The following is a 23,369-nucleotide window of genomic DNA, read 5'->3' on the forward strand; positions in this document are numbered from 1 at the left end:
CCGCCGCCGGGTCTCAGCCGGTGTTCTTCAGTGCCTCACGCGCGGACAGCGGGGACAGCCGGTCCCGCGCTCCGTCGACGAAGCCGCGTACGGCGTCCGGGTCGGTCTTGGCGTACTCACGCAGGCACCAGCCGATCGCCTTGCGGATGAAGAAGTCGGGGTGGTCGGCGCGGGCGAGACAGTAGCCGAACAGCCGGTTCGTGTCGGTCCGTTCCCTGTACCGCAGTTGGTGGAGGAGAGCCGTCCGGGCGATCCAGAGGTCGTCGTCCTCGATCCACCGGTCCATCACGCGTCCGAGCCGCGGATCGGCCGCCACGAGCGGTCCCGCGACGTGGACGGCGAGCACGTCGACGGTGTCCCACCAGGGGACGGTCGACACGAGATGGCGCAGGACGGGCAGGAACCCGGAGGAGCACCGCGCCACGTGGCGGCGCAGGAAGTCGGCGGCGAAGTACTGGTACTCACGTTCCGGCAACTCCCAGCAGCGCAGAGCGATCGCCGTACAGTCCGCCTCGTCCGGCCGTCCGGTGTCTGCCAGGACGGTCCGGGACAGCGCTCGGCGCTGCGGGGTGGCGACGCCGAGGAAGGGGGCGACGTGCTTCATGTACGCGGCTGCCGAGGCGGCCCGTTCCGGGTCGGCCGCCCGGGGGTACAGGGTGGTGAGCCGCTCCAGCACCGTGTCGGCCCGCTCGCTGTCCGGCACGGTGGGGACGGTGTGCGCCGAAGGACTCATGCCGTGGTGTGCGCCGAGGAGGGACTCATGCCGTGCACATTACGACGATCACACCTCTGTTTCGGTTAGTCTCCCCAGATGTTCGACCCCGTCCCCGCCGCCCGGCCCGCCGGCGGTCTCGCAGTGCGCTGCACGAGGGTGCTGCTCTCCCCCTGGTCCCGGCTCTCCCTGCTCGTGGCGGTGTTGCTGGCTGCCGCCACCACGATGTTGCTGTTCGAACCACAGAGGCTGCTGGCCTCGGGCTGGCCACCCCAGCTGACGGGTTCGGCCGCGGCGATGCTGTTCGGCGTCGCGTACGGCGTGTGCACGGTGGCGTTCGTGCCGCGTCCGCTGCTCAACCTCGCCGCCGGTGCGCTCTTCGGCGCGCAGACCGGTCTCGCCGCCGCCCTGGCCGGTACCGTGCTCGGGGCCGGGGTCTCGTTCACGCTGGGCCGGGTGCTGGGGCAGGACGCGCTGCGCACGCTGGTGCGCGGCAAGTGGCTCAAGGCCGCGGACGGGCTGCTGAGCCGGCACGGATTCCGCTCGATGCTGGCGCTGCGGCTCTTCCCCGGGGTGCCGTTCGCGGCGGCCAACTACTGCGCGGCCACCTCACGGATGGGGTATCCGCCGTTCCTGCTGGCGACCGGGCTCGGCTCGATCCCCAACACGGCGGCCTACGTCATCGCGGGCAGTGAGGCGTCCTCTCCGACGTCGCCGGCGTTCCTCGCGGCGATGGGCTTCATCGTGCTCTCCGGTGCGGGCGCGGCCGTGCTGGCGTGGCGCAGGCGCCACCGGCTGGGCGAGGCGGGCGACGTCTCGTAACCGGGGGCACCGGGGAGTCCGTTCACCTACAGGCGATACGCTGCGCGCAACCGACAGAGGATGTCCGGGGCCGTGGCGTCCCGTCCCCTTTTCTGACCACATCCGCACGTTGCCGACGGCCTTCCTGGCCGTCGGCCGTTGCATGAACACCTCCGGGATGGCCAAAGCCCCATGAGCTGGTTCGAATCATTCGTCCTGGGCCTCGTTCAGGGACTGACCGAGTTCCTGCCGATCTCCTCCAGCGCGCACCTGCGGCTGACCGCGGCGTTCGCGGGCTGGCACGACCCGGGGGCGGCGTTCACCGCCATCACGCAGATCGGCACCGAGACCGCGGTCCTCATCTACTTCCGTAAGGACATCGTCCGGATCGTCTCGGCCTGGTTCCGGTCGCTGAGGGACTCCTCGATGCGCGGCGACCACGACGCCCAGATGGGCTGGCTGGTCATCATCGGATCGATTCCCATCGGTGTGCTCGGCATCACGCTCAAGGACCAGATCGAGGGTCCCTTCCGTGATCTCCGCCTGATCGCCACGACGCTGATCGTCATGGGCATCGTCCTCGGTATCGCGGACCGGCTCGCGGCCCGCGACGAGACCGGTGGCAAGCACCGTGCGATCAAGGAGCGCAAGTCCCTGCGGGAGCTCGGCGTCCGGGACGGTCTTATCTTCGGCGTCTGCCAGGCGATGGCTCTGATCCCCGGCGTCTCCCGCTCGGGCGCCACGATCAGCGGCGGCCTGCTCATGGGCTACACCCGCGAGGCGGCGGCACGCTACTCGTTCCTGCTGGCCATTCCGGCGGTGCTGGCCTCGGGCGCGTACGAGCTGAAGGACGCGGGCGAGGGACACGTCTCCTGGGGGCCGACGGTCTTCGCGACGATCATCGCGTTCGTGGTCGGCTACGCGGTCATCGCGTGGTTCATGAAGTTCATCACGACGAAGAGCTTCATGCCGTTCGTCATCTACCGCGTGATCCTGGGCATCGTGCTGTTCATCCTGATCGGCGCGGGCGTGCTGAGTCCGCACGCGGGTGAGTCCGCCGGCTAGGAGCTCCGGTCCGGCGGCTGGTGCAGCCCGAAGGGTGAGCCCTGGTCGTCGTGGCAGAGCTGGAAGCGCCCGAACCGGGCGGCCGAGGCCTCGTCGTCCCCCAGGTCGGTGTCGTCGGCCGTCCCGCCCAGTTCGCGGACTCGTGCGACGGCGGACTCCAGGTCGTCGACGGCGAAGAACAGGTAGGGCCCCGATCCGGGGTCACCCCCGTGCAGTCCGCCGGGAACATCGGGCGTACCGATCGCGAACCCGCCGCCGCCCGGTCCCGGCTCGAAGGTCCAGCCGAACAGGCCGCCGTAGAACGTCCGCGCCTGTTCGGCGTCGCCCGCGCCCAGCTCGAAGAAGGACACTTCACCGGCCATCGCGGGTACCTGCCGTCCGTTCGCCCAAGGACTCGCTCGGGATTTCCGCTCGGAGACTGTCCGCCCACGCTACGGCCGGCTCCGCCCCGGCGCACCCCGCAGGCGCTCCCACGCGCGAGGGGGCCGCTCAGTACACGTCGCGCACGTACCGCCTGTCGGCGGCGAGCTGCTTGACGTACGCGGCTGCCGCGTCCTGTGCCAGGCCGCCGTGGGCGACGGCGATGTCGCGCAGAGCGCGGTCCACGTCCTTCGCCATCCGGGAGGCGTCGCCGCAGACGTAGAAGTGGGCGCCGTCCTGGAGCCAGGACCACAGGTGGGCGCCGTGTTCACGCATCCGGTCCTGTACGTAGGTCTTCGCCCGCTGGTCGCGGGAGAAGGCGGTGTCCAGCCTTGTCAGGGTGCCGTCGGCGCGCAGCGAGTCGAGTTCGTCCCGGTAGTAGAAGTCGGTGGCCCGGCGCTGCTCGCCGAAGAAGAGCCAGTTCGGGGCCCGGTGCCCGAGGGCGCGTCGTTCGTCGAGGAAGCCGACGAAGGGGGCGACCCCGGTGCCGGGGCCGACCATCACCATGGGGGTGGCCGGGTCGGCCGGCGGGCGGAAGTGCGGGGCGCGCTGGACGAAGACGGGGACGGGGCTGCCGGATTCCGCGTCGGCGAGGAAGGTGGACGCCACGCCCTTGCGTGAGCGGCCGTGCCGGTTCTCGTAGCGGACGACGGAGACGGTGAGGCTGACCAGTCGGGGGTCGGTCAGCGGGCTGGAGGATATGGAGTAGAGGCGTGGCCGCAGACGCCTGAGCGCCTCGGTCCACTCGGCCGCGGTGGCGCGGGCGGAGTGTTCGGCGATGACGTCGACGGCCTGCCGGCCGTAGGTCCACTGGGCGAGCTCGCCCTTGTTGTCCGGGCGCAGCAGCTTCTTGAGGGTGCGGTCGTGGGTGCGGTCGCCGACCAGGCGCAGGAGGTCGGGGGTGACCTGAGCGATGTCGAGGTGGCGGTGGAGCGCCTCGCCGAGCGGTACGGGGCCGAGGCCGGAGATGTCGACCGGCTCCGAGGCGTCGAGGCCCGTGACGGCGAGCCATTCCGCCACGAGGTCGGGGCAGTTGACCGGTACGACACCGAGCGCGTCGCCCGCCTCGTACGCGAGGGGGGCCGGGCTGTCCTGGGTGTCGAAGGTGAACCGGCGCACTTCCTTCGTCGCGCCGGGGAGGCTGAGCAGCCTGTTGCCGGTGAGACGGGCACCGGGGCGGTCTTCGAGGGGCGGGCCGGAGCGGGGGCGGCCGGGGCGGCAGCCCCCGGGGCGGGGCCGGGCGCGGGGCCGGTGGTGGCCGTGGCGGGCTCCGTCGGAGTGCCCAGGGCGGCGAACACCTGGTCGAGCCACTGCCCCGCCGGCTCCTCGTAGTCCGGTTCGCAGTCGGCGCGCGGGAGGAGCCGCACGGCCCCCAGCTCGTCGAACCGTTCGTCGAGCCGTCTGCCGTGCCCGCAGAAGTCGTCGTACGAGGAGTCCCCGAGTGCGAGCACGGCGTAGCGCACGCCCTCCAGGCGCGGGGTGTCGGGCGCGTTGAGGGACTCCCAGAAGCCGGAGCCGTTGTCCGGGGCGTCGCCGTCACCGAAGGTGCTGGTGACGACCAGCAGATCGGCGGGCCGCGGCAGGCTCTCCAGCGGGCTGTCGTCCATCCCGAGGAGCGTCGCCGTGCGCCCCTCGTCGGTCAGCCGTCGCGCCGCCGCGGCCGCGACCTCCTCGGCGTTCCCGGTCTGCGAGGCCCACAGGACCACGATCTCCCGGCCGCCGGGAGCGTCCCGCGCGGGCACGGCGTGCGCCCCGCTCCCGGGCTCGTCGCCGGGCAGCCGGGAGAACATCCCCGCCAGCACTCCGTTGACCCACAGGGCGTGCTCCGGCTCGAACGGCGCGTGCGCCGGCAGCACCGGTGTACCGGCGGGCCGCGGACCGAGGCCCGCGAGGAATCCGGCCAGATAGCGGCGCTCGTGGCCGGCCAGTACGGGGGGCGCGGCGTCGGCGATCCCGAACACCCCGGCGAGCGCGGAAACCGGTCCGGCGCCCTGGGCGGGAAAGGGATCGGGGGCGGGGACGGGGACAGCGGTGGGGGCGACGGCGGCCACCTTCGCCAGCGTCACGGCGCACACCTTGAACTCGGGCTGGAAGGAGAGCGGGTCGACCGCGTCGTTGGTCACGGCGTTGACGCTGAGGTACTCGCCGAACAGGTCGTTCCAGTGGAACGGCGCGAAGCAGTCCCCGGACCGCACCCGGTCGGTCACGACGGCCGGCAGCACGGCCCGGCCGCGCCGTGAGGCGACCTCGACCGAATCGCCCTCCCCGATACCGAGTGCCCGGGCGTCCTGGGGGTTGATCTCCACGAAGGGGCCCGGGTTCAGCTTGTTGAGTCTGGCGACCTTTCCGGTCTTCGTCAGGGTGTGCCACTGGTGCTGCAGACGGCCGGTGTTGAGCACGTACGGGAAGTCGTCGTCGGGCATCTCGGCCGGGGGCAGGTGCGGGCGGGCGAAGAACACCGCCCGTCCGCTCGCCGTGGGGAAGGCCAGCCGGGGCACGGTTCCGTCGGGGCGCACGGTCAGGGTCTGGCTGACCCCGTCGTTGAGGTAGCGGACGGGGTTGCGGTCGGGGCCGTCCGCGGTGGCGCTCGGCCACTGGACGGGGGTGTCGAGCAGCCGTGCGTACGAGACACCGCGCAGGTCGTACCCGGTCCTCGGGTTGTGGGCCTGTTTGATCTCCTCGAAAATCTCCTCGGCGCTGCTGTAGCCGAAGGCGTCCTCGTACCCCATCTCGCAGGCGATCCGCGCGATGATCCGCCAGTCCGGCCAGGCCTCCCCCGGCGGTTCGACGGCCGGACGACCGAGTGTGAGGTTGCGCTCGGAGTTGATCATGACGCCCTCTGCCTCCGCCCACAGTGCGGCGGGCAGGGCGACATCGGCGTAGGCGTTGGTCTCGGTGTCGGCGAACACGTCCTGGGTGACGACGAATTCCGCTGCTTCGAGCCCTTCGATGACGGTCCTGCGGTTGGCCACGGACGCGACGGGATTGGTGCAGATGATCCAGCAGGCCTTGATCTCGCCGTCCGCCATCCGCCGGAACATGTCGACCGTACCGGCGCCCGCCGCGTCTGTGCGCAGGGTCCCGGGGTCGATGTCCCACAGGTCCTCGACGAAGGCGCGTTCGTCGTCGGCCAGGAGGCTGCGCTGTCCGGGCAGGCCCGGTCCCATGTATCCCATCTCGCGGCCGCCCATGGCGTTGGGCTGGCCGGTGAGCGAGAAGGGCCCGCTGCCGGGGCGGCAGAGGGCGCCGGTCGCCAGGTGCAGATTGATCAGGGCGTTGGTGTTCCAGGTGCCGTGGGTGCTCTGGTTGAGGCCCATGGTCCAGCAGCTCATCCAGTCGCCGGCCTCACCGATCCAGCGGGCGGCCCGGCGGATGTCCGCCTCCGGGATGCCCGTGGTCTCCGCGACCGCGGCGGGGGTGTAGTCCCGCAGGAAGTCCGGCATCGCCTCCCAGCCCTCGGTGTGCTCGGCGATGAACTCCGGGTCGGTGTGGCCGTTCTCGACAAGAAGGTGCATGAGGCCGTTGAGCAGCGCCAGATCCGTGCCCGGGCGGATCTGCAGGAACAGGTCCGCCTTGTCGGCGGTGGCGTTGCGCCGGGGGTCGACCACGATGAGTTTCGCGCCGGCCTTCACCCGCTCCATGAGACGGAGGAAGAGGATGGGGTGGCAGTCCGCCATGTTCGCGCCGATGACGAGGAACGTGTCGGCGTGCTCGAAGTCCCGGTAGGAGCCGGGCGGGCCGTCCGCGCCCAGGGAGAGCTTGTAGCCGCTGCCCGCGCTGGCCATGCAGAGCCGGGAGTTGGACTCGATCCAGCTGGTGCGGACGAAGCCCTTGGCCAGTTTGTTGGCCAGGTACTGCGCCTCCAGTGTCATCTGCCCGGAGACGTAGAGCGCGAGCGCGTCCGGTCCGTGCTCGTCGACGATCGCGCGCAGCCGCCGCGCGGTCTCCTTGACGGCGGCGTCCATGGCCAGCGGAGCCGGTTCCTCGCTGCGGTCCGCCCGCACCAGCGCCGTGGACAGTCGTCCGGGCGCCGCGAGCATCTCCGCGCTCGTCGCCCCCTTGGTGCAGAGCCTCCCCCTGTTCGCGGGGTGTGCCTTGTCGCCGGAGGCCTTCAGGACGGTACGCCGCCCGTCGGGCCCCATGCCGAGATCGAGGACGATCCCGCAGCCGACACCGCAGTACGAGCAGACCGTCCGCACCTGGGTGGGGGTGTCCGGCTGCGGGTTCGGCTCGGTCATGGACGGCCTCTCGTGGGGGACGCTGGTCCCACCACGGTACGAAACGTCCGTTTCCCGGGTGTCACACCGGACGATCAAGCGTGGTTACGTCCCGTGCACAGTCGGGCGCGCCCGTGCGTGAGGCCCCGGGCTGAGCCCGGACACCCGGCGGACGTACCGTGAGGAGCGGGTCCCCGCGGGGCCTTGCAGAAGCCCCGGCGGACGGCCCTCGGAATCGACCGCGCCCGCCGGCGCGACCAGGAGGTAGTCATGACCGCCAACGACCTTCCCGTGATCGCCGCGGTCGACGGTTCCCCCCACAGCTGGGAGGCGCTGGACTGGGCCGCTCAGGAGGCCGTGCGCCGGGGACTGCCGCTGCTGATCGTCCATGTCAGGCCGCCCACCCGTCGTACGGACGAGGAGAGCGGCCTGCGGGAGTCCGAGGAACTGCTCGACCGGGCGGTGCTGCGGACCTCCACGTCGGCTCCCGGGCTGCCCACCTCGACGCTGGCCCCGCTGGACTTTCCCTCGGCCGCGCTGATCTCGCTCAGCCGTGACGCGTCGATGGTGGTCGTCGGCTCGCGCGGCCTGGGCGGCTTCCGGTCGCTCATGATCGGCTCGAACAGCCTGGCCACGGCGTCGATGGCCCGGTGCCCGGTCGTCGTCGTCCACAGCGGGCGGACCGACGAGGACGATGCGGAAGCGGCGAAGACCTTCCCGGACGTCGTCGCGGGGGTGGCCGCCGACGAGAGCAGCGAGGAGGTGCTGGACTTCGCCTTCGCCGCCGCCGCGTCCCGGCCGGGCGCACGGCTGCGGCTCGTGCACGGCTGGACGATGTTCTCGTCGATGCTGTCCGGCGGACCGGTCTTCGACCGGGAGGCCGCGGCGGAGGCCGCGGAGCGCACCCTCACCGAGCTGACGGCGGGCCGTCTGGAGGAGTACCCGCTGGTGGAGGTCGTACGTGAACCGGTCAACGGATCGGCGTCCCGCACCCTGGTCACGGCGTCGGCCACCGCGGCGCTGACCGTGGTCGGGAGGCGCAGGGGCGGCGAGTCCCTGGGGCTGGGGCTGTCCCCCGTCGCGCAGACGACGGTAACGCACGCCCTCGGCCCGGTGGCGGTCGTGCCCTGCTGACGCCGCGGGGACGCTGAGCCCTCGGCCCGCGCGCTCCCCGTGAGCCGTGCGGGCCCCCTCGGACCGTGCAGGCCCCTTGGACTTCCGGGCCCGCGGGCAGAGACTTGCACGATGACACAGCGCGTGGCTCTCGCGACGGTAATGGACCGGCTCTCGATCGATGCGGTGATCACGGGCTACGCCGCGGCGGTGGATGACGGTGCCTGGGAGGACTACGGCGCCCTGTTCACCGCGGACGGCCGGGCGGACTACCGCGGTGCGGGCGGGTCCGAGGGCCCGGCCGCAGGAGCCGCGCGGTGGCTCGCGGAGACACTGCGGCCCTTCCCGGTCCGCCAGCACCTGATCGTCAACCGTCGGATCGATCTCCAGGATCTGGGCGGCTACCCCGGCGACCATGCGCAGGTCCGGGCCGACTACCTGAACCCGATGGGCCCGGAGGCCGGAGCCACGACCACGGCCCCGGCCTTCCTCTCCGGCGGCCGGTACGCCTTCGGCCTGCTGCGTACGGAGCCGGGCTGGCTGATCCGTACGGTCGAGGCGCACGAGAAGTGGCGGTGCGTGCCGGGCAGGCCGACGGCCGGCTGACCGGCACGGGGGGCGCGGCACGCCCCCTGTGCGTTGCCGATCTTCTGCCGCACACTGGGACCGAGCGGGGGACCCGGCGAGGAGGACACGGCATGCCGATGCGCGGCGGGCGGCTTCCTGCGGGTCGGACTCCGGGCGGCGCGGCCGGCGGCGGCGCCGGGGCGCGCCCGGACCTGCTGCGCGCCCCCCTGTGGCGCGGTGCCGCGGCCCTGTGCGCGGGCGCACTGCCCGCCCTGACGTTCCCCGCCCCGTCGCTCTGGTGGCTCGCCCCGGTCGTCCTCGTGCCGTGGCTGCTGCTGATCCGGTCGGCCGGCACCGGGCGGCGCGCGGCCCTCGACGGCTGGCTCGGCGGCATGGGATTCATGCTCGCGGTGCACCACTGGCTGATGCCGAGCCTGCATGTGTTCCTCGTGGTGCTCGCGGCCCTGCTCGGCCTGTTCTGGGCTCCCTGGGGTCTGCTGGTGTCCCGGCTGCTCGGCGGATCACCGTCGGTCCGAGGCGCGGTGGCCGCCGTCGCGGTGCTGCCCTCCGGGTGGCTGATGATCGAGTTGGTCCGCTCCTGGGAGGGGCTCGGAGGCCCCTGGGGCCTGCTCGGCGCCAGTCTGTGGGAGTTCGCACCCGCGCTGCGGACCGCTTCGGTGGGGGGCGTGTGGCTGGTCAGCCTGCTCGTGGTGGCGGTGAACACCGCGGTCGCGCTGCTCCTGGTCGTATCGGCGGCCCGTACCGCGGCCGCCGCGTGTCTGGTGGTGTGCGCGGCGGGCGTGACCGCCGTAGGGGTGTGGGCACCGCAGCCGGAGCGCTCGGGTACCGCCCGGATCGCCGTCGTGCAGCCGGGCGTCGTCGACGGCCCGGGCAGCGTCCAACGCCGTTTCGCCCGCAGCGAGGCGCTGACCCGTTCCCTCGCCGGCCGTGACGTCGACCTGGTGGTGTGGGGCGAGAGCAGTGTGGCCGTGGACCTGACGCGCAGCCCCGGGACCGCGGACCGGATCGCCGCGCTCTCCCGGCTGGTCGGGGCCGAGGTGCTGGTCAACATGGACGCCCGGCGGACCGACGGTCCGGACCGTACCGGGATCTACAAGTCCGCGGTGCTGGTGGGCCCGGACGGGCCGACCGGGGACCGCTACGACAAGATGCGCCTGGTGCCGTTCGGCGAGTACGTCCCGGCCCGTGCGGTGCTCGGCTGGGCGACCTCGGTGGGCAAGGCGGCGGGTGAGGACCGGCTGCGCGGCAGCGGCCCCGTGGTGATGGACCTGCCGGACGGGCTGCGGATCGGCCCGCTGGTGTGCTTCGAGTCCGCGTTCCCCGACATGAGCAGGCGGCTGGCCGCCGACGGCGCACAGCTGCTGGTCGCCCAGTCGTCCACCTCGACGTTCCAGCACAGCTGGGCGCCCGCGCAGCACGCCTCGCTCGGTGCGCTGCGGGCGGCCGAGACCGGGCGGCCGATGGTGCACGCCACCCTGACGGGTGTGAGCGCCGTGTACGGCCCACGGGGCGAACGGGTGGGTACTCCACTCCGTACGGACACGAGCGCGGCAGCCGTGTACGACGTCCCGCTCGCCCACGGCACCACGCTCTACGTCCGGCTGGGCGTCTGGCCCGTGTACGGGGCGCTGGCGGTGCTGGCCGTCTTCTTCGGTACGGCGGGGCTGCGCGCTCTCAGGACGCCTGCTCCAGAGCGTCCCTGAGCACCCTCTCGCAGAGCCGGTGGGTCTCCAGTGCGTCCTGGGCGCCGAGCACCTGACCGGCCCGCACCGCGTCCAGGAAGGACAGCACGCTCTGTTCGATGCCGCGCTGACGGGCGACCGGCACCCAGTCACCGCGCCGGCGCAGGGTGGGCTGCCCCTTGTGGTCGACGACGTCCGCGAGGTTGAGCACCTGGCGTTTGCTGTCCTGGCCGGAGACCTCCAGGATCTCCTCGGTCGATCCGTTGAGCCGGTTCATCGTGCCGATGGCCGTGAATCCGTCGCCGGACAGCTGGAGCACCACGTGGTGCATGAGCCCGTCCACGATCCGTGCCCGCACGACGACGTCGGAGACCGGCCCCGGCACCAGGAAGCGCAGGGTGTCGACGACGTGGATGAAGTCGTCGAGCACCATGGTGCGCGGGTCCTCGGGCAGCCCCACCCGGTTCTTCTGCATCAGGATCAGCTCACGCGGGTGCCCGGCGCACTGCGCGTAGGACGGGGCCAGGCGGCGGTTGAAGCCGACGGCGAGGCCGACGCGACGCTCCTCGGCGAGCGCCACCAGCCGCTCGGACTCGGCGAGCTCGTAGGCGAGCGGCTTGTCGATGTACGTGGGGACGCCCGCTTCGAGCAGCCGCCGGGCGATCTCCGGGTGCGCGGACGTGGGCGCGTGCACGAAGGCGGCGTCCAGGCCCTGGGCGAGGAGTGAGTCGAGATCCGTGTGGCACTGCCGGTCGGGGATCCGGTGGGTCCCCGCGACGGCCGCGAGCGTGGCCGGCGTACGCGTCTGCAGATGCAGTTCGACCCCGGGAAGCGTCGTCAGCACCGGCAGGTACGCCTTCTGCGCGATGTCGCCGAGCCCGATGCAACCGACCTTCACGGAATTCTCCCTGTCGCCTTCACCACGGCCGTGTCACGACCGCGTCCTGTGCCCGTCCTCGGCCCCGGCAGCATACGTGCGCTGCGGCGGGTGCCAGTCGGGGATGCCGTCGAACGTGCGCAGGACGAGCCCCGGGCCGAGGCGCGAGACGGTGGCGATCAGCCCGTTCCGTACGGCGACGGCCGGACCGCCGGACAGTCGCGTCAGCCGGGCGGCCTGTACGGACCTGCGCGCGATCCCGGTCGTACGGGGCAGCCGGGCGGCGCTGTAGGCGGCGAGACCCTCGCCCGGGTCGCGGTCCGCCGGAAGGTGGTGGGCGAGCACGACGGCGTCCTCGATGGCCTGGTTGCCGCCCTGGCCGAGCGTGGGCGGCATGGCGTGCGCGGCGTCGCCGACGAGCACCGCACGGCCCTGGTGGAAGGCGGGCAGCGGTTCCGCCAGCTGGTACACGTCGTGGCGCAGCACCTGGCCGGGCCCGACGGAGGCGATGATCGCGGGAACCGGGTCGTGCCAGTCGCCGAACCTGCGCAGCAGCTCCGCCTTCTCGTCGTCGGAGGCCCGGCCCCCGGCCGGGGCGGTGGCGGCGGCGTACCCGTAGATCCGGCCGTCCTTCATCGGGTGGCTGCCCCACAGGGCTCCGCGTCCCCAGGTCTCGTGCGAGCTGAAGGGTCGGCCCACCCCGGGCGACACCACGCGCCAGGTGGTGAAGCCGCTGTACGTGGGGCCGGGATGACGTGGGAAGAGCGTGGCACGCACGGTCGAGCCGATGCCGTCCGCCCCGATCACCAGGTCGGCCTCGATGTCTCCCGAGGAGGTCCTGACGACCGCCTTGCGGCCGCCCGCCCGCCCCGGACCGACGAGCTCGGCCGGCGTGCCGGTGTGCAGTGCTGAATCGGGCAGTTTGGAACGGAGCAGGTCGACGAGGGCGGAGCGGTGCAGCAGGACCAGTGGCCCGCCGAACCGCTCGGCAGCGGCGGCGCTGCTGGTGCGGGAGAGCCAGCGGCCGGCCGGCGTGCGCAGGCCGCCGTCGCCCTGCCAGGCGGCGAGTGACCTGACCGCGTCGCCGAGCCCGATGACGTCCAGCGCGCGCTGGGAGTTGGGCGCGAGGCTGATGCCCGCCCCGACGGGCTCCAGCGACGCGGCGCGCTCGAGCACGGTGACGTGCCAGCCGCGCCGGTGCAGCGCGGTGGCGGCGGTGAGCCCGCCGATTCCGCTGCCGATGACCACTGCGTGGGACGTTGCCATGACCGGACCTCCTCGAACTACAGCTGTAGTAGGCGAATTCACCGTACTACAGCTGTAGTTCCGGCGGTAGATTGACCCCATGCCCACACGCACCGCCCGGACGCCCGGCACCTCCCGTGCCGACCTGATCGCCGACACCGCTCTCGCCCTGCTCGCCGAGCGCGGGATGCGAGGGCTGACCCATCGCGCGGTGGACGAGCGGGCCGGACTCCCCCAGGGGTCGACGTCGAACCACGCCCGCACCCGGCAGGCACTGCTGGAGGCCGCGGTGCGCCGGCTCGCCGAGCTGGAGTCCCGGACGCTCGCCCCGGGAAGCCTTCCCGGGGCCTCCGGTCCGCCGGAGCCCTCACAACCGCCGGGGCCGGGCTCCGGCGGACCGGCCGGTGGTCCGGACCGGCTGGCCGCCGGACTGGCCCGGGCGCTGCACCGCTACCTGACGGGCCGCACCGAACTGCTGATCTGCCGGTACGAGCTGGCCCTGGAGGCCACCAGGCGCCCCGAGCTCCGCGCGTACTACGACGCGGCGGGCCGGCAGTTCCGCGAACCGCTGGTGGCCCTGATGACCGCCGCGGGATCCGCCGAGCCGGAACGCCACGCCCTGTCGTTGGTGGCCTGGTCGGAGGGGATGATGTTCGCCTGTGCCGCGGGGTCGTACAACCGGTCCGTACCGACCGAGGAGGAACTGCGCACCGGCTGCGCCGAGCTGCTGCGCGGGATGCTCGGCGGCGGGGGTGGCTGAGCAGTGACCTCTCGGATATCTCTGCGGCGACCGATGTCCGGCATGCCGACGAACGAACGCGGCGCGGAAGTACGCGGGCCTCACCGACACCCAGCCGCGTGAGACGCCCGGGCCCCGTCGTGATTCGCCCTCCTCGGGCTCGTGCGGCACCTGGCACCTGGCGGAGCGCGGGCGCGGCTGGTTCCGCGAGGTGCCGGACGGTGAGGACCTTCCGCCGGTCCACGGCACGGACGAGGACCCGGACGGGGAGTTCCATACACGGATACGGACGCCCGGGACGAGACCCGGACGGTCCGGTTCGCGGAGATCGAGCCGGCCCGGGCCCACGCCGCGAAGCTCGGCCTGGGCGCCCTGTCGCCCGGCCGGAGCGAGCGGGGTGAGTCGTTCAACCGGTGCTGGCTCTACACGCACATGATCGAGGAGTACGCCCGGCCCGACGGACGCGCGGACCTGGTACAGGAGCGTATCGACGGGGTGACCGGCACCTGCCGCCCCGGCGCCCACGCCTGTCGCCGGGCGCTACCGGCACCTGAGCCCCGGTGCCCGGAAGACATGCCGCGCCGGCCGGCCACCGGCGTCACTCGTGCGGGCCAATCCTGGCCCAGTGGCTGTCCCGCGACGGGATCGGCCCGGCAGAGTGAGCCGGGTGCATCGAACCGGAATCACAGCAACGCTCCTGGTGGGAATCGCCGTCACCGCGGTCTCGGGCTGCGTCTCGGTGGAGCCGCCCCGGAAGACCGTGGCGCCGCGTCCCGGCACCAGCAGACCCGTGCAGGAAGTGGAGCCGCAGATCGTGCAGCCACCGGCTCGCGACTCCCTGGAGGCGCTGCCGGATCCCGCCGCGTCCGCGACAGCCTCTCCCGGCACCCGGAAGGACGTGCCCCGCACGCCGCCTCGGCGTGAGCGGGCGGACCTCGCGCGGCCTCAGGCGCCGCGCCTGCCCCCTCGGATTCCGGGCCTCGCACGGCCGGCCGGCCCGGGCTCCTCCGTGCCCGTCACCGGGAAGGACGTCTGCGCGCTGGGCCGGGGTTACGGGCGCTGGCCGGCGGGCAGCCCGCAGTCCAGGATCTGCGACGCGACGTACGGCCGCTGAACCCGGCGGGGCGGCGGCCCGGTGTCACCCGGCGGCGCCGCCCCGGCTCACTCCCCCGCCCCGTGCTCCCGCATCCGCTGCTCCAGTCGGCCGATCGCCGCCCGGACCCCTCCGCCGTAACCGTCGTCCCCCAGGACGCCGACGGTGTCCCACGCCCGGTCCAGGTGGAGCCGTGCGGCCCCGAAGCGCTGCAGCTTCAGGTAGTCCGCCGCGAGATTGAGGTGCAGGGAGGGGAAGAAGGACCGCACCGCGGAAGCGTCCCGGTGTTCGGCCACGGCTGTGCCGGTCAGCCCCTCCGCCGCCGCCAAGGCCCGGAGGTCCCAGGCGAGTTCGTCGCCGGGATCGTCCTGGGTATCGGCCATGTAGTGCGCGAGGGTGCAGCGGTGCAGGGCATCGCCGTCCTCGCCGATCTCCGCCCAGAGGGCACCGAAACGATTGCGGGCCTCTTCCCTGTCCCCGCCGTGGAGCAGCATGACCGCCTGGCCGATCCTGGTCACGACAGCGTCCCTCGACGCTTCCTGCTGCTCCACGACAGAGGTCTCCTGATCACCGTCCGGCCTGTTCCCGTCGAGCCGACGCTAGCCGCAGCCGCGGGCGATCGCGCTCAGGCGCGGGGCCGGATGGCCGGTTGCACCGGAGGTCGCCAACCGCTCGGAACGAGGGCGCCGGCTGGGGTCGTCCGCCGCTCAGGGAGGGGAGACCGGCCGGGTCCGGGACCGGCGGGCCGGGCCGCTCTCAGCCCAGGTCCGGGATCCGCCAGTCGATGGCCCCGTGGCCCTGGGCGGCGACGGCCTCGTTGATCTGGGTGAAGGGACGGGAGCCGAACCACTTCTTCGCGGAGAGCGGCGAGGGGTGCGCGCCCTTCACGATGACGTGGCGCTCCGGGTCGATCAGCGGGATCTTCTTCTGCGCGTAGTTGCCCCAGAGGACGAAGACCGCCGGGTCGGGCCGCTCGGCCACCGCGCGGATCACCGCGTCGGTGACCTTCTCCCAGCCCTTGGACTTGTGCGAGTTCGCCTCGCCGCCCCGGACCGTCAGCACCGCGTTGAGCAGGAGGACGCCCTGCTCGGCCCACGGCATCAGATATCCGTTGTCCGGGACCGGCAGGCCGAGCTCGTCGTTCATCTCCTTGTAGATGTTGCGCAGCGAGGGGGGTGTCCTGACCCCCGGCCGGACCGAGAAGCAGAGCCCGTGGCCCTGCCCCTCGCCGTGGTACGGGTCCTGGCCGAGGATGAGCACCTTCACCCGGTCGTACGGCGTGGCGTCCAGCGCGGCGAACACCTGCTCACGCGGCGGGTACACCGGCCCGTCGGCCCGCTCCTTCTCGACGAAGTCGGTGAGCTCCTTGAAGTAGGGCTTCTGCAGCTCTTCGCCGAGAACGCCGCGCCAGGACTCGGGCAGCAGGTCGGTGTCGGTCACGTCCACAACCTCCGGTAAGCATTTGGTTCTTGACCACAGAACCTACCGGGGGCCACTGACAACCGACCCGCCGAGCCCTTCCTACCAGCTCGCCTTGCGGTACAGCTCCCACATCTGCATGACCGTCTGCGGGTCCAGGGCGCGCTCGCTGCCGCCGATGTCCTCGCCCGCCGCCACGTACAGCTTGCCCTGCCACAGCGGCAGCAGCCGCACGTCCTCGACGAGGATCTCCTGGGCCCGCCTGAACTGCTTGGAGACGGCTCCGCGGTCGCTCTCCTGGCGGGAGGTGGGGAGCAGCTCCTGGGTGATCTCCTTCGCCAGGTAGGGCGTGCCGGTGACGCTCTGCTCGCCCACGAAGGGGGCGATGAAGTTGTCCGGGTCCGGGAAGTCCGGGAACCAGCCGCGCCCGAAGGCCGGGTAGTCGCCCTTGGTGAAGCCTTCCTGGAAGGTCTTCCACGGCGCGCTCTTCAGCGTGATCTTGAAAAGGCCGGACGCTTCGAGCTGGCGCTTCAGCTCCGCGAACTCGGGAGCGGTGGAGGATCCGTAGCGGTCCGTGGTGAACCAGAGGGTCATCTCGACCGGCTCGTTGATCCCCGCCTCGCTGAGGATCGCCTTGGCCTTGCCCTTGTCGGGTTCGCCGAAGGTGTCGAAGAAGCTCGTGGTGTGGCCGGCGATGCCCTTGGGAACCATGGAGTACAGGGGCTCGGCGGTGCCCTGGTAGACCTTGGCGACGAGCGCGTCGCGGTTCACCACCTGGGCGATGGCCCGCCGGACGGCGAGCTTGCCGGAGGCCGGGTCCTTGGGGTTGAAGACCAGGAAGCGGATGTCGGCGCCGACCGTCTCGGTGATCTGCAGGCCCTCGTTGTCGTCCTTGTTGTCCTCGAGGCTGACGACCTCCTCGGCGGTCAGACCGCGGTAGGTGGCGTCGATCTCCTTCTTCTTCAGCGCCTCCACCATGGGGGCGGAGCCTTCGAAGTAGTGGATCGTGACCGCGTCGTTCTTCCTGTCGGCGAATCCCTTGTAGTCGGGGTTCTTGGTCAGCTCGGCCTTCTTACCCGCCTCGAAGGACTTCAGGACGTACGGTCCGGAGCCGGTGACCTTGCCGTCGTCGCGGATGCTGTCCGTGGGGTACTCGCTGGGCGGGACGAGCGACATCGCGGGGGTCGCCAGGATGAACGGGAAGGTGGCGTCCGCCTTGCTGAGGTGGAAGACGACCGTGTCGTCGCCCTTGGTCTCCACCCGGTCGAGGGAACCGAGGAGGCTGGCCGGGCCGCCCTTGAACTTGATCTTCAGGATGCGGTCGATCGAGTACTTCACGGCCTCGGCGTCGATCTTCTCGCCGTTGGAGAACTTCAGGCCGCCACGCAGGGTGCACCGGTAGGCCATGCTCGTGGCATCGGTGAACAGGCACGACTCGGCCGCGTCGGGCTCCGGGCTCGTAGTGCCTGTCGGGAAGCTCACCAGCGTCTGGAAGACGTTCCTCATCAGCTCCCAGGAGCCGTCGTAGGCCGCAGCGGGATCGAGTGTCGAGGGAGTGCTCGTCGTTCCGACCGCTATCTGCTGGTTCGTTTCCGAACCACTGTCGGACAGCAGTCCGCAGCCGGCCAGCAGAGAAAGGGAAGCAAGGGCTGCAGCAGCCTGCAGACTGGCCCGGTAGAACACGTGCACGCTCCTCGATCAGCCTTGGGTCGGCAGACCATACCGCAGCGCCCTGCCGGGTCAATCCGCTGGCCCGGCAGGGCACTTGTGTCAATCAGGTCAAACCGGTTCAGGACACTCTCAAGCCACGCCGGCATTCAGGAAAATACCGCCGTCGACCACGAGCGTCTGCCCCGTGATCCAATCCGACTGCGAGGAGGTGAGAAACGCCGCCGCACCGCCGATGTCCTCGGGAACTCCGAGCCGGCCGAGCGGATACGCGGCGGCGGCCTCGGCCTCACGGCCCTCGTACAGCGCTTCCGCGAACTTCGTCTTCACCACGGCGGGCGCGATGGCGTTGACCCGGACCACGGGCGCGAACTCGTGCGCCAGCTGGAGAGTCAGGTTCACCATGGCCGCCTTGCTCATGCCGTAGGCACCGATGAACGGTGACGCGGAGACCCCCGCGACGGACGCGATGTTCACGATCGCACCGCCGTTCTCCTTCTGCCAGGCCTTCCAGGTCTGCTGGGCGAAGCCGAGCGCCGAGATCACGTTGGTCTCGTAGACCTTGCGGGCCACGTTGAGGTCCAGCTCGGCCATCGGCCCGAAGACCGGATTCGTGCCGGCGTTGTTGATCAGGAAGTCGACCCGGCCGAACGCCTCCATGGCACGCTCGACGGCCGTCGCCTGATGGGCCTCGTCGTGCGCCTTGCCCGCGACACCGATCGCCCGGTCGGAGCCGAGCCTCTCGACGGCCTCCTTGAGGGCGTCCTCGCCGCGCCCGGTGATGACGACCCGGTCCCCCCGGGCCACGAGCGCCTCGGCGATGCCGTAGCCGATGCCCCGGCTCGCCCCCGTGATGAGCGCGACCTTGCCACTGTCCTGCACAGTCATGATGTCCGTTGCCCTTCCGGGATCAGTTGAGCGGTCCGCCGGCGACGTACATGACCTGCCCGGAGACGAAGCCCGCGTCGTCACCCGTGAAGAAGGCGATGGCGTTGGCGATGTCCTCGGGGCGGCCCACTCGCTGCACGGGGATCTGGGTGGCGGCGGCGGCCTGGAACTCCTCGAAGCCCATCCCGACGCGGGCCGCGGTCTGGGCGGTCATCTCGGTGACGATGAAGCCCGGGGCGACGGCGTTGGCGGTCACGCCGAACTTGCCGAGCTCCTTGGCCAGCGTCTTGGTGAAGCCCTGCAGACCGGCCTTGACCGCGGAGTAGTTGGCCTGGCCGCGGTTGCCCAGCGCCGACGAGGAGGACAGCGAGACGATACGGCCGAACTTGGCCTCCACCATGTGCGCCTGGACGGCCTTCGCCATCAGGAACGCGCCCTTGAGGTGCACGTTCATCACGAGGTCCCAGTCGGACTCGCTCATCTTGAAGAGCAGGTTGTCGCGGAGCACGCCCGCGTTGTTGACGAGGATCGTCGGAGCACCGAGCTCGGCGGCGACGCGCGCGACGGCGGTCTCCACCTGGGCGCTGTCCGACACATCGCAGCCGACGGCGAGGGCGGTGCCCCCCGCGGCGGTGATCTTCTCAACCGTGTCCTTGCACGCCGCCTCGTCGAGGTCGAGTACGGCGACGGCGCGGCCCTCGGCCGCCAGGCGTACGGCGGTGGCGGCGCCGATGCCCCGTGCCGCTCCCGTCACGATGGCGACGCGCTGCTCGGTGGTGGACATGCTTGGTTCTCCTCGCCCTTGGATCGCGGCTCAGCGGACGTCAGGAAGTTCCCGATAACTGAGCAACCGCTTAGTACCTTCAGCAGACGAGACGCTAGAAGCCCTGGCACCCGGTGTCAACGGCCCACGGGGGCACGGGCGCATGTCACACCCGACGGCACCGCGACCGCGTATGTCGCGGGCGGCGCCGCCGGTGCGGTAATCAGCGCACCAGCAGGTCGAGCAGTCGTTCGAGCTCGGCCTCGGGGTCCTCGGTGAGTCCGCTGTGCACGACGCCCGGCTGGACGACCGTGGAGCGCGGTGCGATCAGCCAGCGGAAGCGCCGTCCCGGTTCGTCACCGGCCGCCTTGCCCGCCGCCTCGCCGCCGCAGCAGACGCCCTCGACCGCACGCAGGGCGGCCCGTACGCCCACCACGTCGGCATGCGGGTCCAGCGCCTTGAGCTTGCCCTCGTCCAGGTGCGTGCGCGCCGCGACGAAGGACTTCGCCCGGCAGTAGACAAGTACGCCCGCGTTGAAGCACTCGCCACGCTCGACCCGGGGCACGACGCGCAGGACCGCGTACTCGAAGACATCGCGCTTGTTCATCGGCCGCCGTCCTTGGTGTTCTTCGTCGGGCGCGGCAACGGAGCCAGGCGCTCGCTGAGCCAGCCGGGCGCCTGGGAGGGCCGCGTCTTCGTGGGCTCCCCCATCGAGATCCGCTCGTGGATCGTGCCGGCACGCGCCAGCAGCGGCTCGACGTACGCCCGCCGCAGCAGGTCCGTCGTCCCGAAGCCGGGCTCGTCGGCCAGCCACTCGTCCGGCACGTCGGCCGCCACCTCCGTGAGCAGTTCCTCGGTGACGAGCGGGGCGAGCTCCGCGGCGGCAGCGGCGATGTCGGGGCCGAACGGCGCGAGGACATGATCGGAGGCGTTGTACGGCTTCGCCGCCGAGGCCTGGGCGCCCGGCCAGTTGTGGTGCCAGATCATGGTGGCCCCGTGGTCGATCAGCCAGAGGTCACCGTGCCAGACCAGCATGTTGGGGTTCCGCCATGAGCGGTCCACGTTGTTGATCAGCGCGTCGAACCAGACGACCTTCCCGGCCTCCGCCGGATCCACCTCGTAGGCCAGCGGATCGAACCCGAGTGACCCTGGCAGGTAGTCCATGCCGAGGTTCAGTCCGCCGCTCGCCTTGAGGAGCTCCTGCACCTCCTGGTCCGGCTCCGCGAGCCCGATGACGGGATCGAGCTGCATGGTCACCAGCTCGGGCACCCGCAGCCCCAGCCGCCTGCCCAGCTCCCCGCAGATGACCTCGGCGACGAGGGTCTTGCGACCCTGTCCCGCACCGGTGAACTTCATGACGTACGTGCCCAGGTCGTCGGCCTCGACGATCCCGGGGAGCGAACCACCCTCCCGCAGGGGCGTGACATAGCGGGTCGCGACAACCTTTTTTAGCACTTTCCCAGGCCACCCATCTCTTCAGGCTTACATTCAACGGAGGGCCTTTTCGGGGCGCAGGGGCGATGATCGCCAGTCGACGGCGCTGGGGAGAATCTGGGGAGTTTCGGCCAGCAAGCTGATCCCCCGCGCTCCCCGAGCAGGCCGTCGATGGTGCCGCGCCCCTCGCTGCCAGCCTCCGGCATGAAGTGAGCATAGTAACCGAGGGTGATCGCCGGCGAGGGGTGTCCGAGCCACCGCGCCAAGGTCACGACGGACTCCCCGGCTTCCAACATGATCGAGGCGTAGGTGGCCGATGGCCTTCCCGGTCACGCCCGGCCAGTGGGGCGACGCGCCGCAGATGATCGAGGTCCTCGGACGGATCCGCGTTCCCCGCACCCAGGGCGGTCGCCCCCGCACCCGGCCGGACCACTCGGGCGGCGACAAGGCATACAGCTCATGTCGGAACCGGCGCTACCTGCGAAGACGCCAGATCAAACACACCATCTCCGGACCGAAGGACCAGCGGGCCAACCGCAAACGCCGCGGCAGTGGGGGCGGTCGGCCCACCGGCTTCGGCAACGAGCTCTGCAAACGCCGCAACGAGGTCGAGCGGACAATCAACCGGCTCAAGAACGTCCGGGCCGTCGCCACCCGCCACGACAAGAGGGCCTTTGTCTTCCGCGGCACTGTCACCACCGCGGCCGTCCGGCTATGGCTCCGGGGCTGAGCCGGCCTGCAGCCTCAGTCCCCGAGGAACCACAGGTACAGGCCCTGTCCGTCAAGAACTACCTGACCCAGCTCGATCAACTCGCGCGCGAACTCGTTGGTCAGCACGCCTGCAGGCAACCGGGACACCTCCTCCAACAGGGTCGACGCCTGCCGGTGGTTGAAAGCGGTGTCCGCGTACGGCAGGAGGTGCCCCAGCATGGGAAACATTGACTGGTCAAGACCAGCCAGCGCGTCGGTCTGGGCCGAGCAGCCCCGGTACGAGCCCGCCGCGACGGCCCCGTACCGGAGCCGGAGATGTGTCACGTCGTCAGCGCTGCAGTGTCAGCAGACCAGGACGGTAGGGCAGGAGGCCGTAGTCGCCGCCGGAGTTGGGGCTGCGCCCCTGGTAGAGAAACCGCAGATTGCAGGGATCGACGGTCATGGTCTGGTCGGGGCTTGAGCGGATCAGTTCGCCGTGGCTGATGTCGTTGGTCCAGGCGGCGCCACTGTTGGCCTTGCCGGCGAAGGAGTTGCTCTCGGTCGCGGCCTGGGGTGTCCACGCGCCGTTCAGACTGGTTGCCGTGAACGAGCGGAAGTAGCGACCCTGCGAGCCGATCGCCTCGACGATCATGAGGTAGCGGTTCTGGCCCTGCAACTTGTAGACCTGCGGGGCTTCGAACAGGTTGTTCGTCGTATCGCTCATGATCACTGTCGAGGTCGCGCCGAAGCTGCCCGGGAAGTTCCCGATCGGCATACTGGCCCGGTAGATCTTGCCGTTGTCGCCGGCGAAGAACAGGTACATGTTCGTCCCGTCACCGATGAGCGTCTGGTCGATGGGTCCCGTTCCGGAGTCGGGGATGCTTCCGGAGAAGAGCACCTGCGGGGATGACCAGCCATTCGGGTTGGTGGGATCGCTCGACGTCCGGTAGGAGAAGGCGGACCCGCCCCACTGGTAGGCGAGCACCCAGATACCCTTCGGCGCGAAGTAGAAGAGCGTAGGCGCGACGGTGGAAGCTGACATCGCGTTCTGGCCGGCCGAGGCCATCTCCGACCAATCGGAGAACAGGCCGAAGTTCATCGAACCCCAACTCGTCCCCGTGTCGTGCGTCGTCGCATAGACGAGCTGTTTGCCCTCGTAGGGGACGACGGTGAAGTCCTTCAACGAGACCCACCCGGGCTTGGGCTGCGCCAACGGGCCCGATGATGTCCAGCGGTATGCCCCCGGAAGATCGCACGGGCCGGTGTTGCCGCCGCCGACCTTGACGAGCTGCCACTGCTGGTTGGTGCCGCCCCAGTCGTCGTACTGGACGGTGTTCGCGTTGTCGGCGGTGGAGGCACCTTGTACCTCGAGGGCCTTGCCACTGTGGCGCGAGATGAACCTTACGTAGCCGTCCGAGCTGTCGGCCAGTCGCCATTGCTGGTTGGAGGCGTTCAGGTCGGCCCACTGGACTATCGACCCGCCGTTCGCGGTGGACCAGTTGTAGACGTCCAGCACCTTGCCCGAGTGGCGGGACTTGATGCGGTAGTAGCCGCCCCCGGAGTCGACGAACTGCCACTGCTGCTGGCTCTGATCGTTCCTGGTCCACTGAGTGATGCGGGCGCCGTCGGCGGTCGCCATGTTGTAGACGTCCAGGGCCTTCCCGCTGTTGCGATTGACCAGCACGTACGAGGCGTTGGGGTCCACGGTGGCCGCCTCGGCGGGCTGGGCGCCGAGGAAGGTGGCCACGAGTAACAAGGGTGCAAGGACCGCGAGCAGGCGTCTTGGCCGGGCCGGGGACGAGTGGCGGTACCACATGAGCTGCGCCTCCTAGGGGCTGGGTTGAGGTGACCCTGATGAACAGCGGAGCGGAAGTGCCGCGGGTCCGGGACGGTTTCGAAAGTTTCGAGGATTCCCGGATGCTTTGACGCCACAAACTAGGGATGCGGGGTTCTCC

Annotated in this window: 20 protein-coding genes and 3 pseudogenes; 9 read left to right on the forward strand and 14 right to left on the reverse strand. The window is 71.1% G+C overall.

Annotated elements, in window-relative coordinates:
• Nucleotides 1-13 precede the first annotated feature (13 nt).
• Entirely contained in the window at nt 14-733 is a 720-nt protein-coding gene (locus tag ACFWVP_RS11585) for a DNA alkylation repair protein (RefSeq protein ID WP_384495720.1), read from the reverse strand.
• Nucleotides 734-811: 78 nt separating this feature from the next.
• Between ACFWVP_RS11585 and ACFWVP_RS11590 the strand changes: the two genes are divergently transcribed.
• Together ACFWVP_RS11590 and ACFWVP_RS11595 are read left to right on the forward strand one after the other, a co-directional pair.
• Nucleotides 812-1,534, forward strand: a complete 723-nt coding sequence (locus ACFWVP_RS11590; RefSeq protein WP_384495722.1) for a TVP38/TMEM64 family protein — start codon at nt 812-814, stop codon at nt 1,532-1,534.
• Nucleotides 1,535-1,705: 171 nt separating this feature from the next.
• Entirely contained in the window at nt 1,706-2,578 is an 873-nt protein-coding gene (locus tag ACFWVP_RS11595) for an undecaprenyl-diphosphate phosphatase (RefSeq protein WP_384495724.1), read from the forward strand.
• On the opposite strand, the gene ACFWVP_RS11600 is transcribed toward ACFWVP_RS11595, so the two are convergent.
• Nucleotides 2,575-2,940 carry a VOC family protein gene (locus tag ACFWVP_RS11600; protein WP_384495725.1) on the reverse strand — a complete coding sequence of 122 codons (366 nt, stop codon included), beginning with the start codon at nt 2,938-2,940 and terminating at the stop codon, nt 2,575-2,577. The genes ACFWVP_RS11595 and ACFWVP_RS11600 overlap by 4 nt on opposite strands.
• A gap of 127 nt (nt 2,941-3,067) precedes the next feature.
• Nucleotides 3,068-7,236: pseudogene (locus ACFWVP_RS11605) on the reverse strand (molybdopterin-dependent oxidoreductase).
• Nucleotides 7,237-7,485: 249 nt separating this feature from the next.
• Here ACFWVP_RS11605 and ACFWVP_RS11610 point away from each other — a divergent pair.
• From ACFWVP_RS11610 to lnt, 3 genes are all read left to right on the forward strand, one after another.
• Entirely contained in the window at nt 7,486-8,349 is an 864-nt protein-coding gene (locus tag ACFWVP_RS11610) for a universal stress protein (RefSeq protein WP_384495727.1), read from the forward strand.
• Nucleotides 8,350-8,460: 111 nt separating this feature from the next.
• Nucleotides 8,461-8,934, forward strand: a complete 474-nt coding sequence (locus ACFWVP_RS11615; RefSeq protein ID WP_384495729.1) for a nuclear transport factor 2 family protein — start codon at nt 8,461-8,463, stop codon at nt 8,932-8,934.
• 92 nt (nt 8,935-9,026) lie between these two features.
• Entirely contained in the window at nt 9,027-10,619 is a 1,593-nt protein-coding gene (lnt, locus tag ACFWVP_RS11620) for an apolipoprotein N-acyltransferase (RefSeq protein ID WP_384495731.1), read from the forward strand.
• On the opposite strand, the gene ACFWVP_RS11625 is transcribed toward lnt, so the two are convergent.
• Both ACFWVP_RS11625 and ACFWVP_RS11630 read right to left on the reverse strand, forming a co-directional pair.
• Nucleotides 10,591-11,496 (reverse strand): Gfo/Idh/MocA family protein, encoded by a 906-nt coding sequence (locus tag ACFWVP_RS11625; protein WP_384495733.1) that lies wholly within the window; start codon nt 11,494-11,496, stop codon nt 10,591-10,593. The genes lnt and ACFWVP_RS11625 overlap by 29 nt on opposite strands.
• A 33-nt stretch (nt 11,497-11,529) precedes the next feature.
• Complete coding sequence (locus ACFWVP_RS11630; RefSeq protein ID WP_384495735.1) at nt 11,530-12,741, reverse strand: FAD-dependent monooxygenase; 1,212 nt, start codon at nt 12,739-12,741, stop codon at nt 11,530-11,532.
• A 79-nt stretch (nt 12,742-12,820) separates the two neighbouring features.
• Here ACFWVP_RS11630 and ACFWVP_RS11635 point away from each other — a divergent pair, with 79 nt between their 5' ends.
• The 3 genes and pseudogenes from ACFWVP_RS11635 to ACFWVP_RS11645 all read left to right on the forward strand — a co-directional run bounded on the left by ACFWVP_RS11635 (nt 12,821) and on the right by ACFWVP_RS11645 (nt 14,573).
• Nucleotides 12,821-13,480, forward strand: coding sequence for a TetR/AcrR family transcriptional regulator (locus ACFWVP_RS11635; protein ID WP_384495737.1), 660 nt, complete (start codon nt 12,821-12,823; stop codon nt 13,478-13,480).
• Nucleotides 13,481-13,786: 306 nt separating this feature from the next.
• A pseudogene (locus tag ACFWVP_RS11640) lies at nt 13,787-13,942 on the forward strand (Mini-circle protein); the annotation flags it as partial.
• Between the two features lie 184 nt (nt 13,943-14,126).
• Nucleotides 14,127-14,573, forward strand: coding sequence for a hypothetical protein (locus tag ACFWVP_RS11645; RefSeq protein WP_384495739.1), 447 nt, complete (start codon nt 14,127-14,129; stop codon nt 14,571-14,573).
• 47 nt (nt 14,574-14,620) lie between these two features.
• Here the strand turns inward: ACFWVP_RS11645 and ACFWVP_RS11650 are convergent, their stop codons facing one another.
• From ACFWVP_RS11650 to ACFWVP_RS11680, 7 genes are all read right to left on the reverse strand, one after another.
• Nucleotides 14,621-15,046 carry a hypothetical protein gene (locus ACFWVP_RS11650; RefSeq protein WP_384495880.1) on the reverse strand — a complete coding sequence of 142 codons (426 nt, stop codon included), beginning with the start codon at nt 15,044-15,046 and terminating at the stop codon, nt 14,621-14,623.
• A gap of 262 nt (nt 15,047-15,308) precedes the next feature.
• Nucleotides 15,309-15,992, reverse strand: a complete 684-nt coding sequence (locus ACFWVP_RS11655; protein ID WP_384495740.1) for a uracil-DNA glycosylase — start codon at nt 15,990-15,992, stop codon at nt 15,309-15,311.
• An 81-nt stretch (nt 15,993-16,073) separates the two neighbouring features.
• Nucleotides 16,074-17,654, reverse strand: a complete 1,581-nt coding sequence (locus tag ACFWVP_RS11660) for an ABC transporter substrate-binding protein (RefSeq protein ID WP_384495741.1) — start codon at nt 17,652-17,654, stop codon at nt 16,074-16,076.
• A gap of 117 nt (nt 17,655-17,771) precedes the next feature.
• Nucleotides 17,772-18,527: an SDR family oxidoreductase gene (locus ACFWVP_RS11665; protein WP_384495743.1), complete on the reverse strand. Its 756-nt coding sequence runs from the start codon at nt 18,525-18,527 to the stop codon at nt 17,772-17,774.
• Between the two features lie 22 nt (nt 18,528-18,549).
• The gene (gene fabG, locus ACFWVP_RS11670) at nt 18,550-19,311 is read right to left on the reverse strand and encodes a 3-oxoacyl-ACP reductase FabG (RefSeq protein ID WP_384495745.1); all 762 of its coding nucleotides are present in this window, start codon (nt 19,309-19,311) and stop codon (nt 18,550-18,552) included.
• 202 nt (nt 19,312-19,513) lie between these two features.
• Nucleotides 19,514-19,897 carry a DUF3037 domain-containing protein gene (locus ACFWVP_RS11675; protein WP_384495746.1) on the reverse strand — a complete coding sequence of 128 codons (384 nt, stop codon included), beginning with the start codon at nt 19,895-19,897 and terminating at the stop codon, nt 19,514-19,516.
• Nucleotides 19,894-20,745, reverse strand: coding sequence for a HipA family kinase (locus ACFWVP_RS11680; RefSeq protein ID WP_384495748.1), 852 nt, complete (start codon nt 20,743-20,745; stop codon nt 19,894-19,896). Before ACFWVP_RS11680 ends, ACFWVP_RS11675 begins: the two co-directional genes overlap by 4 nt.
• A gap of 295 nt (nt 20,746-21,040) precedes the next feature.
• On the opposite strand from ACFWVP_RS11680, the pseudogene ACFWVP_RS11685 reads away from it, so the two are divergent.
• Nucleotides 21,041-21,454: pseudogene (locus ACFWVP_RS11685) on the forward strand (transposase); the annotation flags it as partial.
• Between the two features lie 14 nt (nt 21,455-21,468).
• On the opposite strand, the gene ACFWVP_RS11690 reads toward ACFWVP_RS11685, so the two are convergent.
• Both ACFWVP_RS11690 and ACFWVP_RS11695 read right to left on the reverse strand, forming a co-directional pair.
• Complete coding sequence (locus ACFWVP_RS11690; protein ID WP_384495750.1) at nt 21,469-21,654, reverse strand: hypothetical protein; 186 nt, start codon at nt 21,652-21,654, stop codon at nt 21,469-21,471.
• A gap of 109 nt (nt 21,655-21,763) precedes the next feature.
• Nucleotides 21,764-23,230, reverse strand: coding sequence for a non-reducing end alpha-L-arabinofuranosidase family hydrolase (locus ACFWVP_RS11695; RefSeq protein WP_384495751.1), 1,467 nt, complete (start codon nt 23,228-23,230; stop codon nt 21,764-21,766).
• Nucleotides 23,231-23,369 lie beyond the last annotated feature (139 nt).

Origin of the sequence: Streptomyces sp. NPDC058637, from assembly GCF_042717325.1 — a bacterium.
Lineage (GTDB): Bacteria > Actinomycetota > Actinomycetes > Streptomycetales > Streptomycetaceae > Streptomyces.